The following is a 15,761-nucleotide window of genomic DNA, read 5'->3' as shown; positions in this document are numbered from 1 at the left end:
GCACCGCCCAACGAACGCCGCACGAACGAACGCCGCACCGAACGAACGCCCCGGCGAGCCGCCGCCGGGGCGCCGGCCGCCCGCCGGACAACCGAAGACGGAAGGACCGACCCGTGGACATCCCCGCCGACGTGCGAGAGCGCCACGCACACCTGGCGCAGCTGGTGGACGAGCACCGCTTCCGCTACTACGTGAAGGACGCCCCCGTCGTCAGCGACGCGGAGTTCGACCGGCTCTTCCGCGAGCTGGAGGAGCTGGAGGAGAACCACCCCGGGCTGCGCACCCCCGACTCCCCGACCCAGAAGGTCGCCGGCTTCTACCAGACCGACTTCACCGCCGTGGAGCACCGCGAGCGGATGCTCAGCCTGGAGAACGCCTTCGACGAGGCGGAGCTCGACGCCTGGGCGGAGCGGGTCGCCAAGGAGGTCGGGGACGCCCCGTACCACTTCCTGTGCGAGCTCAAGGTCGACGGGCTGGCGGTCAACCTCACCTACGAGAACGGCCGGCTCACCCGCGCCGCCACCCGCGGCGACGGCCGCACGGGCGAGGACATCACCCCCAACATCCGCACCATCTCCGAGATCCCCGACCGCCTGGCCGGCGAGCGCGTCCCCGCCCTCGTGGAGATCCGCGGCGAGGTGTTCTTCCCGATGGAGCGCTTCGAGGAGCTCAACGCCCGCCTGGTCGAGGCCGGCAAGCCGCCCTTCGCCAACCCGCGCAACGCCGCCGCGGGCTCCCTGCGGCAGAAGGACCCCCGGGTCACCGCCACCCGTCCGCTGCACATGGTGGTGCACGGCATCGGCGCCCGCGAGGGCTTCGACATCGACTGCCAGTCGCACGCCTACGAGCTGCTGCACGAGTGGGGGCTGCCGACGGCCCGCCACAACAAGGTCGTGGCCACCCTGGCGGAGGTCAAGGAGTTCATCCGGTACTACGGCGAGAACCGGCACTCCGTCGAGCACGAGATCGACGGAGTGGTCGTCAAGCTCGACGAGATCCCGCTCCAGGGCCGCCTGGGCTCCACCTCGCGCACCCCGCGCTGGGCCATCGCCTGGAAGTACCCCCCGGAGGAGGTCAACACCAAGCTCCTCGACATCCGGGTCAACGTCGGCCGCACCGGCCGCGTCACGCCCTACGCGGTGATGGAGCCGGTCACCGTCGCCGGCTCCGAGGTCGAGATGGCCACCCTGCACAACCAGGACGTGGTCAAGGCCAAGGGCGTGCTCATCGGCGACACCGTGGTGCTGCGCAAGGCCGGCGACGTCATCCCCGAGATCCTGGGCCCGGTCGTCGACCTGCGCGACGGCGGCGAGCGGGAGTTCGTCATGCCCTCGCACTGCCCCGAGTGCGGCACCGCGCTGCGCCCGATGTCCGAGGGCGACGTCGACCTGCGCTGCCCCAACGCCCGCTCCTGCCCGGCCCAGCTGCGCGAGCGCCTGTTCTACCTCGCGGGCCGCTCCTCCCTCGACATCGACGGCTTCGGCTACGTGGCGGCCACCGCCCTGACCCAGCCCCTGGAGCCCGCCGAGCCCCCGCTGAAGGACGAGGGCGACCTGTTCGACCTGACGATGGAGCAGCTGCTGCCCATCAAGGTCGTCGTCCGCGACCCCGACAGCGGACTGCCCAAGAAGGACCCGAAGACGGGGGAGGACAAGGTCGTCACCTTCTTCGCCAACGCCAAGGGCGAGCCGAAGAAGACCGCGCAGATCATGCTGGACTCGATCGCCGCGGCCAAGGAGCGCCCCCTGGACCGCTTCCTGATCGGCCTGTCCGTCCGGCACGTCGGCCCCACCGCGGCCCGGGCCCTGGCCCGCGAGTTCCGCGACCTGTCCCGCATCGAGGGGGCGAGCGAGGAGGAGCTGGCGGCCGTCGAGGGCGTCGGGCCGACCATCGCGGCCTCGGTCAAGCAGTGGTTCGCCGAGGACTGGCACCGCGAGATCGTCGACAAGTGGCGCGCCGCAGGCGTGCGCCTGGTCGAGGAGGGCTCCGACGAGGGGCCGCGCCCCTTGGAGGGGCTGACCGTCGTCGTCACCGGCACCCTGTCCGGGCACACCCGCGACGGCGCCAAGGAGGCGCTGCAGAGCCGCGGCGCCAAGGTCAGCGGCTCGGTGTCGAAGAAGACCTCCTTCGTCGTGGTGGGCGACAACCCCGGCTCGAAGTACGACAAGGCGGTCCAGCTGAAGGTCCCCGTCCTGGACGAGGACGGCTTCGCGGTCCTGCTCGAACAGGGGGCCGAGGCCGCCCGGGAGGTCGCTGTCAACCCGGCGGAAGAGGCATCCTGACGGCGCGTCGGCAACAGTCCCGGTCAGCGGCGTGACCGGCGCGAAGGAGCACTCGTTCGGCGCATACCGGGGTCAGGGGGGTGCGCGGGGCGCATTCGGGCGTCCGCCGTCGATCGCTGCCCGCGGGCACGGAACTCGGCCTACTGTGGGGAGGCACGCCTCGGTAGGCGTATGCCCGCGGCAGCCCGGTGGCCCCACACCGGGGCGGGGGCGGGCACCTGGTTCTGAGAGGGACGGGCATGAAACCGACGGACAGCGCCGTGCCGGTGCACACCCTGCGCCGGCTGGCCGCACTGCCGGTCCTGCCCCGGCGGTCGTCGCCGCCGCCGCGGTCGCCGCGGCGGCCGGCGTGGCCCGCGCCCTGGCCGAGGGGCGCGCGCTCTTCCCCGGCGGTCCCGCCGGATGGGCCTTCGCCTTACTCACCGGTCTGGTCGTGGGTCACCTGGTGGCCCTCGGGAGGGACCGGTGGTGGGGCGGCACGTGCTCGGGTGCCGCCCTCACTCTCGCCGTCCTGCTCATGTACGGCTGGGTCGCCGCGGTCCTGGTCAGCCTCGCCGTGGTGGTTCTGGTCGCCGCCGCCCGGCGCCACCGCCGGCGCAGGGCGGCCGTGCACGGGGCCGTGGACATCCTCGGCATCGGCGCCGCCTCGCTGTCCCTGGCCGCCTCCGGGGTGCGGCCCGGCATCGAGCACCCCTGGCTCCCCGCCGCCTGGGACCTGGCCACGGTCTTCCAGATCACCGCGGCCGCCGCGGCCTACCTGCTGACCACCCGCGGCCTGCTGTGGGTGTGCGTGGGACCGCACACCCGCGGCCTGCGCAGCGTCGCCCGGATGACGCTCGTCCGCCAGGGGCTGGTCGGCGTCGCCCTGCTCGGCATCTCCCCGCTGATCGTCCTGGTCGCGGCCGGACCGCGCCCCGTCCTCCTCCCGCTGTTCGCCATCCCCCTGATGGCCCTGGACTCCACCCTGTGGATCGCCCGCGCCCGCGCCGAGGAGCAACTGCGCGACCCCCTGACCGGCCTGAACAACCGCCAGTGGCTGCTGGAGCGCACCCGGGCCGCCCTGGACGAGGCCGAACGGGTGGGCAAGCGCGCCGCCCTCGTCCTGATCGACCTCGACCGCTTCCGCTCGGTCAACGACACCCTCGGCCACCTCGCCGGCGACCGCCTGCTCCTGCAGGTCGCCGACCGGCTGCGCCTGGCCCTGCCCCGCGGCGCCGAGGTCGCCCGGCTCGGCGGGGACGAGTTCGCCGTCCTGCTGCCCCTCGCGGACTCGCCCACCGGCGCCCAGCGGGTGGCCCGCCTGCTGGTCGCCTCGCTCAGCGCCCCGCTCGACCTCGACGGGCTCTCCCTGGTCCTGGAGGCGTCCGCCGGGGTGAGCGTCTTCCCCGACCACGCGACGGACGGCGAGGGGCTGCTGCGCCGGGCCGACGTGGCGATGTACCAGGCCAAGCGGGACCGCAGCGGCGTCGAGGTCTACGAGGCCCACCGCGACGGCAACACCCCCGACCGCCTCGGCCTCCTCGGGGACCTGCGCCGGGCGCTGGACTCCGGCCAGGTCAAGCTGCACTACCAGCCGAAGGTCGCCTTCGACGGGCGGGTCGCGGGCCTGGAGGCCCTGGTGCGCTGGGTGCACCCCGAACGCGGCCGGGTCAGCCCGGACGAGTTCATCGGCATCGCCGAGACCTCCGGCCTGATGCCCCGGCTGACCGAGTACGTCCTGGAGACCGCGCTCGCCCAGGTCGCGCGCTGGAGGGCGATGGGCATCGACGTGCCCGTCGCCGTCAACGTCTCCCCCCGGGACGTCCACACGCCCGGCTTCGCCGGCTCCGTGGCGGCCCGTCTGGCCCGCCACAACGTGCCTGCAGGATCGTTGCAGCTGGAGATCACCGAGCACGTCCTGCTGGAGGACCCGCAGCGGGCGGCCGACACCCTGGCCGGGCTGACCGGCCACGGGGTGAAGATGTCGCTGGACGACTTCGGCACCGGCTACTCCTCGCTGGTGCACCTGCGCAGGCTGCCGGTCAGCGAGCTGAAGATCGACCGCTCCTTCGTGGCGCGGCTCGCGGTGGACGCCGAGGACGCCGAGATCGTCCGCTGCACCCTGGACCTGGCCCACTCCCTCGGCCTGGTCGTGGTCGCCGAGGGCGTGGAGGACGACGAGACCTGGGAGCGCCTGCGGGCACTGGGGTGCGACGCGGTGCAGGGCTGGCTGGTCTCGGCCGCCATGCCACCCGAGGAGGCGACCGCCTGGCTGCGCGGGCGCGGGGCGCGCGAGGGGCTCGCCGCGGCCGCCCTGCCGCCCCGCACCCCGCGCACCGGCGGCATCGGCGGTGTCGGCGGTGTCGTGGGCCGGTCGGCGGGGGGAGCCGCGAGCGGCACCCCGGCGCCCTCGCGGCCCTCCGCGACCCGCCCCCTCCTGCCCTGACCCGGCGGCGCGGCGGGGGCGGCGGGCGGCGTTTCGCCGCCCGGCCGCCGGGAGCCATAGGATTGGCCGCGAAACCGACACGCCCACCCACCCCCAGAGGATCGCTGCATGCCTGGCATCACGCGCGAGGAGGTCTCCCACCTCGCCCGGCTGTCGCGTCTTGAGCTGCAGGACGAAGAGCTGGACCACTTCGCCGAGCAGCTCGACGTGATCATCGGCGCGGTCGCCCGCGTCGGAGAGATCGCGGCCGACGACATTCCGCCGACCTCGCACCCCCTGCCGCTGACCAACGTCATGCGGCCGGACGTGGTGCGGCCCTCGCTCACCCCGGAGCAGGCGCTGTCCGGCGCCCCCGCCGCCGAGCAGCAGCGTTTCAAGGTGCCGCAGATCCTGGGGGAGGACTGACATGACCGACCTGACCAGGCTCACCGCCGCCGAGACCGCCGCGGCGATCGCCTCCGGCGAGACCAGCGCCGTCGACGTCGCGCAGGCCCACCTGGACCGCATCGCCGCCGTCGACGAGAAGGTCAACGCCTTCCTGCACGTCGACACCGAGGGCGCCCTGGCCGCGGCCCGCGCCGTCGACGAGCGCCGCGCGTCCGGCGGGGAGCTCGGCCCGCTGGCCGGCGTCCCGCTCGCGCTGAAGGACGTCTTCACCACCGAGGGCGTCCCCACCACCTGCGGCTCGAAGATCCTCGAGGGCTGGAAGCCCCCGTACGACGCCACCCTGACCCGCCGCCTGAAGGAGGCGGGCGTGGTCGTCCTCGGCAAGACCAACATGGACGAGTTCGCCATGGGGTCCTCCACCGAGAACAGCGCCTACGGGCCCACCGGCAACCCGTGGGACCTCACCCGCATCCCCGGCGGCTCCGGCGGCGGCTCCTCCGCCGCGCTGGCCGCCTTCGAGGCGCCCCTGGCGATCGGCACCGACACCGGCGGCTCCATCCGCCAGCCGGCCGCCGTCACCGGCACCGTCGGCGTCAAGCCCACCTACGGCGCCGTCTCCCGCTACGGCCTCGTCGCCTTCTCCTCGTCCCTGGACCAGGGCGGCCCGTGCGCCCGCACCGTGCTGGACGCGGCGCTGCTGCACGAGGCGATCGCCGGGCACGACCCGCTGGACTCCACCTCGATCGACGCGCCCGTCCCGGCCGTGGTCGAGGCGGCCCGGGCCGGTGCCACCGGCGACCTGCGGGGCGTGCGGGTCGGCGTGGTCAAGGAGTTCTCCGGCGAGGGCTACCAGGCAGGCGTCATGCAGCGGTTCACCGAGTCGGTGGAGCTGCTGCGCGAGCTGGGCGCCGAGGTCGTCGAGCTGTCCTGCCCGTCGTTCACCTACGCGATGCCGGCCTACTACCTCATCGCGCCCAGCGAGGCGTCCTCCAACCTCGCCCGCTTCGACGCCATGCGCTACGGCCTGCGGGTCGGCGACGACGGCACCCGTTCGGCGGAGGAGGTCACCGCCCTCACCCGCGAGGCCGGCTTCGGCGCCGAGGTCAAGCGCCGCATCATGCTGGGCACCTACGCCCTCAGCAGCGGTTACTACGACGCCTACTACGGGCAGGCGCAGAAGGTCCGCACGCTGATCACCCGGGACTTCGAGGCCGCCTTCGGGCGCGTCGACGTCCTGGTGTCGCCGACCACGCCCACCACGGCGTTCCCCATCGGCGAGCGCGCGGACGACCCGCTGGCGATGTACCTCGCCGACCTGTGCACCATCCCGTCGAACCTGGCGGGCAACGCGGCCATGTCCCTGCCGTGCGGCCTCCCCCGAGGACGGTCTGCCGGTCGGTCTCCAGATCATCGCCCCGGCGATGGCCGACGACCGGCTCTACCGTGTCGGTGCCGCGGTGGAGACCGCGTTCACCGCACGCTGGGGCCACCCGCTGCTTGAGGAGGCACCGACACTGTGAGCAAGCTCGCGAAGGCCAAGGGGTTCAAGAAGAGCAGGGCCGGACTGTACCTGTCCATCGGCACCTCGCTGATCGGCGCGTTCGGCGTCGTCAAGCAGGCCCGGCTCGCCCGCACCGAGAACGACGCGCTTCAGCTGGCCGACGCGGTCTTCTCCGCGGCCGCGATCGCCACCGGCGTCGCCATCCTGGTGCGCGAAGTGCGCCGCCTGGGCGACGACGACGTCCTGCTGGGCTGAGAGGGAAAGTTCTTCCGTGACTGTCATTGACCTGATGCCGTACGAGGACGCCCTCACGGCCTACGACCCGGTGATGGGCCTCGAGGTCCACGTCGAGCTCGGCACCGCCACCAAGATGTTCTGCGGCTGCTCCACCTCCCTGGGCGCCGAGCCCAACAGCCAGGTGTGCCCCACCTGCCTGGGCATGCCCGGCTCCCTGCCGGTGGTCAACGCCACCGCCGTGGAGTCCGCGATCAAGATCGGCCTGGCGCTCAACTGCGAGATCGCCGAGTGGTGCCGCTTCGCCCGGAAGAACTACTTCTATCCGGACATGCCGAAGAACTTCCAGACCTCGCAGTACGACGAGCCGATCGCCTACGACGGCTACCTCGACGTCGAGGTCGACGGGGAGACCTTCCGCGTCGAGATCGAGCGCGCCCACATGGAGGAGGACACCGGCAAGTCCACCCACGTGGGCGGCGCCACCGGCCGCATCCACGGCGCCGTGCACTCGCTGCTCGACTACAACCGGGCCGGCATCCCGCTCATCGAGATCGTCACCAAGCCGATCGTCGGCGCGGGGGAGAGGGCGCCGCAGGTCGCCAAGGCCTACGTCGCCGAGCTGCGCGAGCTCATCAAGGCCCTGGGCGTCTCCGAGGCCCGCATGGAGATGGGCCAGATGCGCTGCGACGTCAACCTCTCGCTGCGCCCGCACGGGCAGGAGAAGTTCGGCACCCGCTCGGAGACCAAGAACGTCAACTCGCTGCGGTCGGTCGAGCGGGCCGCCCGCTTCGAGATCCAGCGGCACGCCGCGGTGCTCTCCTCCGGCGGCACCGTCGTCCAGGAGACCCGCCACTTCCACGAGGACGACGGCTCCACCACCTCCGGCCGGATCAAGGAGGAGGCCGAGGACTACCGGTACTTCCCCGAGCCCGACCTGGTGCCGGTCGCCCCGTCCCGCGAGTGGGTCGAGGAGCTGCGCGCCGGGCTGCCGGAGCTGCCGCGGGTGCGCCGCATGCGCCTGCAGGCCGACTGGGGCCTGTCCGACCACGAGATGCAGTCGGTGCTCAACGCCGGCGCCATCGACCTGATCGTGGCCACCATCGACGCCGGCGCCCCGGCCGACCAGGCCCGCAAGTGGTGGATGGGCGAGCTGGCCCGCCGCGCCAACGAGGACGGCACCGACATCGCCGCGCTGCCGATCACCCCGGCGCAGGTCGCCCGGGTGGCCGCGCTGGTGTCCGACGGCTCCCTCAACGACAAGCTGGCCCGCCAGGTCATCGAGGGCGTGCTGGCCGGCGAGGGCGAGCCGGACGAGGTCGTCGACAAGCGGGGCCTGAAGGTCGTCTCCGACGAGGGCGCCCTCGGCGCGGCCGTCGACGAGGCGATCGCCGCCAACGCGGGCATCGCCGAGAAGGTCCGCAGCGGCAAGGTCGCCGCGGCCGGCGCGCTGGTCGGCGCGGTCATGAAGGCCACCCGCGGCCAGGCCGACGCCGCCCGCGTGCGCGAGCTGATCCTGGAGAGGCTGGGCGTGCAGGGCTGACGCCCGGGAACGAGGCGCAGACGGTGACGCACCCCGGCGGGGGCGTCGCGTCCGGTGACACGGACGCGGCGCCCCCGCCGTGTTTCCCGCGGGGCGCGCACCGCCCTTCGCCGGGTCGCGGGTCGCCGGGCCGTGTCCCGGGTCCGGACCGCCGCCGCCGGACCGTCGCCGGGCCGCCGGGCGGTCCTGGTCCGCGATCAGGTGATCCCGGTCCACGTCGCTATGGTCCACGCCACGGCCAGCACCCACGCCACGGCCAGGGCGCCCCCCAGGCCCAGGCCCACCGCCATCGCACGCTCCGTGCCGCCGCCGTGCACGCTTCCGCCCCTGCGCTCGATCAAGGTCTCGTTCATGGAGCACAGCCTGCCCGGAACCACTGACATCGCACATGGGTACGGGTACTCGGGTTCCCCACCCGGTCGCCGCCCGTAGGCCGGGCCCGTCCCCGGGCCCGTCTGAGGCCCTGGGGCCCCGGGAATCGGGAAGTCTCCCGATGCGCCGGCCCTGCCTTGCCGAGGAGTCTCGAGGCGTCGCCTTGAACCCCCGAGACCAGTGGAGACGACCTTGTTCGACTACGAGATGCACCGGATCAGGGCCGAGGAGCTGCAGCGCTGCGCCGCGGAACGGCGTCTGGCGCAGCAGGCCCGCCGGGACCGCCGCCGCCCCGCGGCCGGTTCCGGGACCACCGCCGGGGCGCGCGGGCGCACGGCCCGCCGTCGCGGCTCCGCGGGGTGAGCACCGCGGCGGCGCGGAAAACCGGTGCCCCGCCGTCCGCCCCCTGTGTCATGCTCGGAACCGTGCAGCCTCAGTCGATCAACCCGGTGTTCATCGGCCGCGGCCAGGAGCTGACCGTCCTCGCCTCCGCGCTCGCCCGCGCGGAGGCCGGAGAGCCGCAGGCGCTGCTCGTCGGCGGCGAGGCCGGCGTGGGCAAGACCCGTCTGCTGGACGAGTTCACGGCCTCGGCCAGGGAGGCGGGCGCCGTCACCGCCGTCGGCGGATGCCTGGAGATCGGCGCCGACGGGCTGCCGTTCGTCCCCGTGGCCACCGCCCTGCGCATGCTGCACCGCGCCCTGGGCCCGGAACTGGCCGAGGCGGCCGCGGGCCACGAGGGCGAACTCGCCCTCCTCCTGCCCGACCTGGGCGAGGCCGGCCGGGAGAGCCACGACGAGTACGCCCGGGCCCGGCTCTTCGAGTCGACGGCCCGCCTGCTGGAGCGGCTGTCGGCCGAGCGCACCCTCGTCGTCGTCTTCGAGGACCTGCACTGGGCCGACCGCTCCACCCGCGAACTGCTCGCCTACCTCTTCCGCTCCCTGCACCGGGCCCGCCTGGTCCTGGTCGCCACCTACCGCGCCGACGACATCCACCGGCGCCACCCGCTGCGCCCCTTCCTCGCCGAACTGGACCGGCTGCGCACCGTGCGCCGCATCGAGGTGCCCCGGTTCACCCGCGACGAGGTCGCCCGGCAGCTCGCCGGGATCATGGCGGGCGAGCAGGCCCCCGAGCTCGTCGAGGAGATCTACCGCCGCTCCGAGGGCAACCCCTTCTTCGTCGAGGAACTGGCCTGCAGCATCGGCGACGGCTGCCTGAGCGGCCTGTCGGAGTCCCTGCGCGACGTGCTGCTGGTGCGGGTCGAGGCGCTGCCCGAGTCCACCCAGCGGGTGCTGCGGATCGCCGCCGAGGGCGGCTCCACCGTCGAGCACGCCCTGCTGTCGACGGTGGCGGACGTGCCGGAGGAGGAGCTGATCGAGGCGCTGCGGGCCGCCGTCGGCGCCAACATCCTGCGCCCCACCGACGACGGGGACGGCTACCGCTTCCGGCACGCCCTCGTCCGCGAGGCCGTCAGCGACGACCTGCTGCCCGGGGAGCGCAGCCTGCTCAACCGGGCCTACGCCCGGGCCCTGGAGGCCGACCCCTCCCTGGTCCCGCCGAACAGCACACGCCCCGCCTGGCCGGCTACTGGTACCACGCCCACGACGCCCGCAAGGCCCTGCCGGCCATCCTGCGGGCGGCCTTCGAGGCCCGCCGCCGGCACGCCTACGCCGAGCAGCTCCAACTGCTGCAGCGCGCCATGGAACTGTGGGACGCGGTCCCCGAGGAGGACCGCCGGGACCTGCCCGGCCCGGAGAGCGTGGAGTCGTACCCGCCCTGCAGCTGCCACCGGGACGGTGACGCGCGCCCCCTGCACCACCTCGACCTGCTCGCCGGGGCGGCGGTCGCCGCCCGCCTGGCCGAGGCCCGGGAGCTGGCCTCCAAGCTGGTCCGCCGGGCCCTGAGGATCCTGGAGGAGAACCCGGACCCGCTCCGCGCCGCCTGGTTCTGGCTCCAGCAGTCGCGCCTGGTCAAGTACACCGGGCGCGGCGACGGCCGGGCCGAGCTGGAGCGGGCGCGGGAACTGGTGCGGGGCCTGCCGCCGTCCGCCGTGCACGCCGACGTCCTGGCGACCACCGCGGCGTGGGAGATGCTCGAGGGACCGGGGGCGGACCCCGTCTCCGCCGCCGAGCGCGCCGTGGAACTGGCCCGCCTGGTGGGCGCGGAGGACGTCGAGGTCAACGCCCTGATCACCCTTGCCTGCCTGCGGGTGCAGGCCGGGCAGACCGACCGCGGCGTGGCGGAGCTGTACGCGCTGTGCGAGCGCGTCCGCGGCATGGGCGCGCCCCTGGCCTCCAGCCGCGCCCACGGGAACCTGCTGCACGTCCTGGAGGCGGCCGGCCGCTCCCGGGAGGCCGTGGAGGCCGCGCCGGCCGGGATCGCCGAGACCCGCGCGCTGGGCCTCGCGGACAACGGCCGCTTCATCCTCGGCAACCTGGCCGAGTCGCTGATATCCCTGGGGGAGTGGGACCGGGCCCGCACGATCGTCGAGGAGTCGCGCGACGGCGGGCGGCTCTTCCGCCACCAGGCGTGGATCGAACTGCGGGCCGCCCAACTGGCCGCCTTACGGGGCGAGTGGGAGGAGGCCGGGCGCCTGCTCGAGCTGGCCCGCTCGGCGATGGGGCCGATCGCCCGCCAGCCCCAGCACGCCGTGCCCTTCGCCGAGATCGAGGTGCGGCTCGCCGCCGTTCGGGGGCGGTTCGACCGTGCGCGTGCCGCCGTGGCGCGGGCGCGCGAGTCCGGCCCCCCGCTCGGGTTCGAGCAGTACTGGTGGCCCCTGCTCGCCCGGGCGGCCGCCGCGGAGGCGGACCTGCGCGGACTGCCCGCGGCCGCCGCCGGGCGGGAGGAGTCGCTGGAACTGCTGCGCGCCACAGCCCGGGAAACCCCCCGGCCCGCCCCGGTGTGGCACCTGTGGTCCCGCACGGTCGACGGCGAACTCGCCCGCGCCCGCGGCCGGTACGACCCCGGCGTCTGGGAGGAGGCGGCGTCCGGCTTCACCGCCCTCGAACGCCCCTACCCGGCCGCGCTGGCCCGGTGCCGGTGGGCCGAGACGCTGCTGGTGGGCGGAGGGGACGGGCGGGAGGAGGCGGCGCGGCTGCTGGACTCCGCGCACGGCACGGCCGTCCGGCTCGGCGCCCGCCCCCTGCTGGAGGAGGTCGAACTGCTGGCCCGGCGGGCCGGGATCCCCCTGGACCGCCCCGGCCGGTGCGGGCCCGCGGACCTTCCGCCCGCCCCGCGCGACCCGGCCCTCGAACTGGGGCTGACCCGCCGCGAGCGGGAGGTGCTGAGGCTGGTGGCGGCCGGGCGCAGCAACCGGGCCATCGCCGAGGCGCTGTTCATCTCCCCGAAGACCGCGAGCGTCCACGTCTCCAACATCCTCGCCAAGCTGGAGGTCTCCAGCCGCGGCGAGGCCGCGGCGGTGGCCCACCGGCTGCGCCTGTTCGCGGGCACGGCGGAGCACGCGCCGACCGGCTAGCCGTACCGGCCCGCGGTCAGCGCACGGTCAGCCGCAGGAGGCGGTCGTCGCCGTCGCGGACGTCCCCGCGGCCGTCGGTGTTGCTGGTGGTCAGCCACAACGAGCCGTCCGGCGCGGCCACGACGGTGCGCAGCCGGCCGTACTCGCCCGTCAGGAACGCCTGCGGCTCGGCCGCGGCCCGGGTGCCGTCCAGCGGGACCCGCCACAGCCTCTCGCCGCGCAGGGAGGCCACCCACACCGACCCCCGGGCGATCGCGATCCCGCTCGGGGAGGCGTCCGCGGGGCGCCAGACGACCACCGGGTCCACGTACCCCGCGCGGTCGCCGTCGCCCTCGACCTCCGGCCAGCCGTAGTTGCCGCCGGCCCGGACCAGGTTGAGCTCGTCCCAGGTGTTCTGGCCGAGCTCGGAGGCCCACAGCCTGCCCTCGCCGTCCCAGGCCAGGCCCTGGACGTTGCGGTGGCCGAGGCTGTAGACCACCGAGCCGGCGTCCGGGTTGCCCCCGGCCGGCTCGCCCTCCGGGGTCATCCGCAGGATCTTCCCTCCCAGGGAGTCCTCGTCCTGGGCCAGGCCGGGCCGGCCGGTCTCGCCGGTGCCGGCGTAGAGCATGCCGTCCGGGCCGAACGCGATCCGCCCGCCGTTGTGGATCTCCCCCTTCGGGATGCCCCTGAGCACCACGTCCGGGGCGCCGAGCTGCTGGCCCGGGTCCCGCCGGTCGTCGTAGGCCATGCGCACGATCCGGTTGTCCGAGCCGGTGGTGACGTAGGCGTAGACGTAGGAGTCGGAGCCGAAGTCGGGGGAGAGGGCGAGCCCCAGCAGCCCGCCCTCGCCGCGGGCGGCGACGCCGGGGACCCGCCCCGCCTCGGTCTTCCTCCCGCTCTCCGCGTCCACCCGGTGGACCGTGCCGGTGTCCCGGGAGGCCACCAGGGCGTCCCCGCCCGGGAGCAGGGCCACGCCCCAGGGCGAGTCGAGCCCCTCGGTGACGGTGCCGGTCACCTTTGCCGTCCCGCGGGCCGGGGCGGAGGGGTGCCGCCCGGGGAGGAGGACGCCGGGGCGGACGGGGACGCGGTGGAGGGCGACGGCGCCGGGCCGCCGCCCGGGCCGGAGCACCCGCCGATCAGGAGCGCTGCGGCTGCGGCTGCGGCCGCTGCCGCGGTGGCGGGGCGGGGTCTCATCGGGTCCCTCCGGACGGTCGCGGGCGGTGCGGTGCGGGCGGTGCAGGGAAGGCGGTGCGTTGCGGGGCGGGGCGGGCACGGTGCGGCGGCCGGGGCCGCGTGCGCGGCCGGCTCCCGTCCAGTACACCAACGGACCGCGCCGCGCGCCGGGAATCAGTCCCACGAGTCCCGGGCCGGCGGCAGCGCCGCTATCTCGGCCAGGTCCCGGGCGGTCAGCAGCACGTCGGCCGCCGCCGCGTTCTCCGCGGCCCACTGCCGCCTCTTGGTCCCGGGCACGGGGACGACGTGCGGCCCCTGGGCCAGCACCCAGGCCAGCGCCACCTGGGCCGGGGTCGCCCCGTGCCGCTCGCCGACCCGTCGCAGCCCGGCCACCACCGGCTGGTTCGCGGCCATCATCTCCGCCGTGAAACGGGGGTGGCGGGCCCGCAGGTCGTCGGGTTCGAAGCCCTGTCCCGGGGTGAGCGTGCCGGTGAGGAACCCGTTGCCCAGCGGCATCGCCGCCATGAAGCCGATCCCGCGGGCCGAGCACCACGGCAGCAGGGCGTCCAGCGCCTCGGGCGACCACACCGACAACTCCGCCTGCACGCAGGAGACCGGGAACACCTGCTGGACGCGGGCCAGGTGGGCGATGGTGCCGGAGTGCAGGCCGTCCCCGCGCGACCTGCGCCCGCCCCGGGCGCCCACGGCGCTGAGCCCCAGCGCCCGGACCTTCCCGGCCGCGACCAGCTCCGCCATGGCGCCCCAGGTCTCCTCCACGGGGACCTCGGGGTCCACCCGGTGCAGCAGGTACAGGTCGATGACGTCGGTCTGCAGGCGGCGCAGCGACGCGTCGCAGGCCCGCCGGACGTACTCGGGGCGGCCGTCGGCCACGACGTGCTGGTCGCCCACCAGCAGCCCGCACTTGGTGGAGACGAAGGCGTCGGCGCGCCGCTGCCGCAGCACCCGTCCCAGCAGCAGCTCGTTGGTGAACGGGCCGTACATGTCCGCCGTGTCCAGCAGGCAGGCACCCAGGTCCAGCGCGGTGTGCACCGCCCGCAGCGACTCCTCGCCGTCCTGCCGGGAAGACGTGTAGGCCCAGTTCATCGGCATGCACCCCAGTCCCACGGCGCCCACTTCGAGGGCCGTCGCACCGATCGTCCTGCGCTCCACCTGCCGACCCCCTCCTCCCGTGGCCCCGCGGGGGGCGCAGACCAAGGTAACGCCCGCCCCCGGGGGGTTGTCGCTTAGCCTCCTGGCATGGCTGACAACGCTGCGCCGGGCACCGGGCACGAGCCCGCCGAGGTCTGGCTCTCCCTGCCCCCCGAGGAGATCGAGGACCTGCCCGCCGGTCCCCGCTACCTGTTCTGGGACGGCGGCGAGGAGTACCCCGGCGACCCGGGCCGGGTCCGGTTCTACGTCCCGCCCTACATGAAGGGCGACGCGGGCCTGCGCCCCCTGCCGCTGATGGGAGGGCTGCGGGTGCTCCAGACGCTGACCGCCGGGGTCGAGGACGTCCTGCCCCACGTGCCGCCCGGCGTCGTGCTGTGCAACGCCCGCGGGGTGCACGAGGCGTCCACCGCCGAACTGGCCGTCACCCTCGTCCTCGCCTCGCTGCGCGGCGTCCCGCGCTTCGTCCGGGGCCAGGACGCCGAGCAGTGGCACGCCGGCTTCTACCCGGCCCTGGCCGACAGGACGGTGCTCGTCGTCGGCCACGGCGCGATCGGCAGCGCGATCGAGGACCGGCTCACCCCCTTCGGCTGCGACGTCCTGCGGGTGGCCCGCTCGGCCCGCAGCACGCCGCGCGGCCCCGTGCACGCCCTCGCCGACCTGCCCGGGCTGCTGCCCCGGGCCGACGTGGTGATCCTGTCCGTGCCGCTGACCGGGGCCACCGCCGGGCTGGCCGACGCGGGGTTCCTCGCCCGCATGAAGGACGGGGCGCTGCTGGTCAACGTCGCCCGCGGCCGGGTGGTCGACACCGGGGCCCTCCTGGCGGAGCTGGAGTCGGGCAGGTTGCACGCGGCGCTGGACGTCACCGACCCCGAGCCGCTGCCCCCCGGCCACCCGCTGTGGCACGCGCCCAACGTCCTGATCACCCCCCACGTGGGCGGCTCCAGCTCGGCGTTCCGGCCGCGCGCCCACCGCCTGCTGCGGAGCCAGCTGTTCCGGTTCGTCGCCGGGGAGGACCTGCGCAACGTCGTGGCCGTCACCTGAGGTGCACGGCCCGTCCCCGCCGGGAGCACCGCGGGCGGGGACGGGCCGGGCGCGGGGTGACGGAAAGGCGTATTCCGGACGGAGCTGCGGTTACGCTGTGTAGAGGAAGTATGTCCGTGAGTGACCGGACTGGTGTATCGTCCGGGAACAGGGGAAAGCACTGCACGTCCTGCCGCGGCGTC

Annotated in this window: 9 protein-coding genes and 3 pseudogenes; 9 read left to right on the top strand and 3 right to left on the bottom strand. The window is 74.8% G+C overall.

Features of this window, described 5'->3' with window-relative positions; all coding sequences use genetic code 11:
* Window positions 1–113 precede the first annotated feature (113 nt).
* From ligA to gatB, 6 genes and pseudogenes are all read left to right on the top strand, one after another.
* Window positions 114–2,282 (top strand): NAD-dependent DNA ligase LigA, encoded by a 2,169-nt coding sequence (gene ligA, locus GQS52_RS07500; RefSeq protein WP_182312567.1) that lies wholly within the window; start codon window positions 114–116, stop codon window positions 2,280–2,282.
* Between the two features lie 349 nt (window positions 2,283–2,631).
* Entirely contained in the window at window positions 2,632–4,707 is a 2,076-nt protein-coding gene (locus GQS52_RS07495; RefSeq protein WP_259370640.1) for a bifunctional diguanylate cyclase/phosphodiesterase, read from the top strand.
* A 108-nt stretch (window positions 4,708–4,815) separates the two neighbouring features.
* Window positions 4,816–5,112 carry an Asp-tRNA(Asn)/Glu-tRNA(Gln) amidotransferase subunit GatC gene (gene gatC / locus GQS52_RS07490; protein ID WP_182312563.1) on the top strand — a complete coding sequence of 99 codons (297 nt, stop codon included), beginning with the start codon at window positions 4,816–4,818 and terminating at the stop codon, window positions 5,110–5,112.
* Between the two features lies 1 nt (window position 5,113).
* Window positions 5,114–6,614 (top strand): annotated as a pseudogene (gatA, locus tag GQS52_RS07485) (Asp-tRNA(Asn)/Glu-tRNA(Gln) amidotransferase subunit GatA).
* On the top strand, window positions 6,611–6,850 hold the full coding sequence (locus tag GQS52_RS07480) for a hypothetical protein (RefSeq protein ID WP_182312561.1): 240 nt from the start codon (window positions 6,611–6,613) through the stop codon (window positions 6,848–6,850). Before gatA ends, GQS52_RS07480 begins: the two are co-directional and overlap by 4 nt.
* 34 nt (window positions 6,851–6,884) lie before the next feature.
* Window positions 6,885–8,372, top strand: a complete 1,488-nt coding sequence (gene gatB / locus GQS52_RS07475; protein ID WP_182316278.1) for an Asp-tRNA(Asn)/Glu-tRNA(Gln) amidotransferase subunit GatB — start codon at window positions 6,885–6,887, stop codon at window positions 8,370–8,372.
* Between the two features lie 197 nt (window positions 8,373–8,569).
* Here gatB and GQS52_RS07470 read toward each other — a convergent pair whose 3' ends face one another.
* Window positions 8,570–8,725 (bottom strand): hypothetical protein, encoded by a 156-nt coding sequence (locus GQS52_RS07470; protein WP_182312559.1) that lies wholly within the window; start codon window positions 8,723–8,725, stop codon window positions 8,570–8,572.
* Window positions 8,726–8,924: 199 nt separating this feature from the next.
* On the opposite strand from GQS52_RS07470, the gene GQS52_RS07465 reads away from it, so the two are divergent.
* Both GQS52_RS07465 and GQS52_RS28210 read left to right on the top strand, forming a co-directional pair.
* Window positions 8,925–9,107, top strand: coding sequence for a hypothetical protein (locus GQS52_RS07465; protein ID WP_182312557.1), 183 nt, complete (start codon window positions 8,925–8,927; stop codon window positions 9,105–9,107).
* A gap of 50 nt (window positions 9,108–9,157) precedes the next feature.
* Window positions 9,158–12,216: pseudogene (locus tag GQS52_RS28210) on the top strand (AAA family ATPase).
* Between the two features lie 16 nt (window positions 12,217–12,232).
* On the opposite strand, the pseudogene GQS52_RS07450 reads toward GQS52_RS28210, so the two are convergent.
* A pseudogene (locus GQS52_RS07450) lies at window positions 12,233–13,389 on the bottom strand (PQQ-dependent sugar dehydrogenase).
* 153 nt (window positions 13,390–13,542) lie between these two features.
* Window positions 13,543–14,538, bottom strand: coding sequence for an aldo/keto reductase (locus GQS52_RS07445; RefSeq protein WP_182312553.1), 996 nt, complete (start codon window positions 14,536–14,538; stop codon window positions 13,543–13,545).
* A gap of 87 nt (window positions 14,539–14,625) precedes the next feature.
* Here GQS52_RS07445 and GQS52_RS07440 point away from each other — a divergent pair, with 87 nt between their 5' ends.
* Entirely contained in the window at window positions 14,626–15,579 is a 954-nt protein-coding gene (locus GQS52_RS07440; RefSeq protein ID WP_182312551.1) for a 2-hydroxyacid dehydrogenase, read from the top strand.
* The last annotated feature ends 182 nt before the right edge of the window (window positions 15,580–15,761 follow it).

The sequence above is a fragment of the Streptomyces sp. SCUT-3 genome (genome assembly GCF_014083985.1).
Taxonomy (GTDB): domain Bacteria; phylum Actinomycetota; class Actinomycetes; order Streptomycetales; family Streptomycetaceae; genus Streptomyces_H; species Streptomyces_H thermolineatus.
The sequence above is the reverse complement of the archived record's forward strand: the minus strand, read 5'-3'. Positions and strand labels throughout refer to the sequence as shown.

What these genes read in the sequence shown, in the direction of transcription:
- gatC (WP_182312563.1), top strand. Translation starts at nt 4,816, where the DNA reads ATGCCTGGCATCACGCGCGAGGAGGTCTCCCACCTCGCCCGGCTGTCG.
- gatB (WP_182316278.1), top strand. Translation starts at nt 6,885, where the DNA reads ATGCCGTACGAGGACGCCCTCACGGCCTACGACCCGGTGATGGGCCTC.
- GQS52_RS07470 (WP_182312559.1), bottom strand. Translation starts at nt 8,725, where the DNA reads ATGAACGAGACCTTGATCGAGCGCAGGGGCGGAAGCGTGCACGGCGGC.
- GQS52_RS07440 (WP_182312551.1), top strand. Translation starts at nt 14,626, where the DNA reads ATGGCTGACAACGCTGCGCCGGGCACCGGGCACGAGCCCGCCGAGGTC.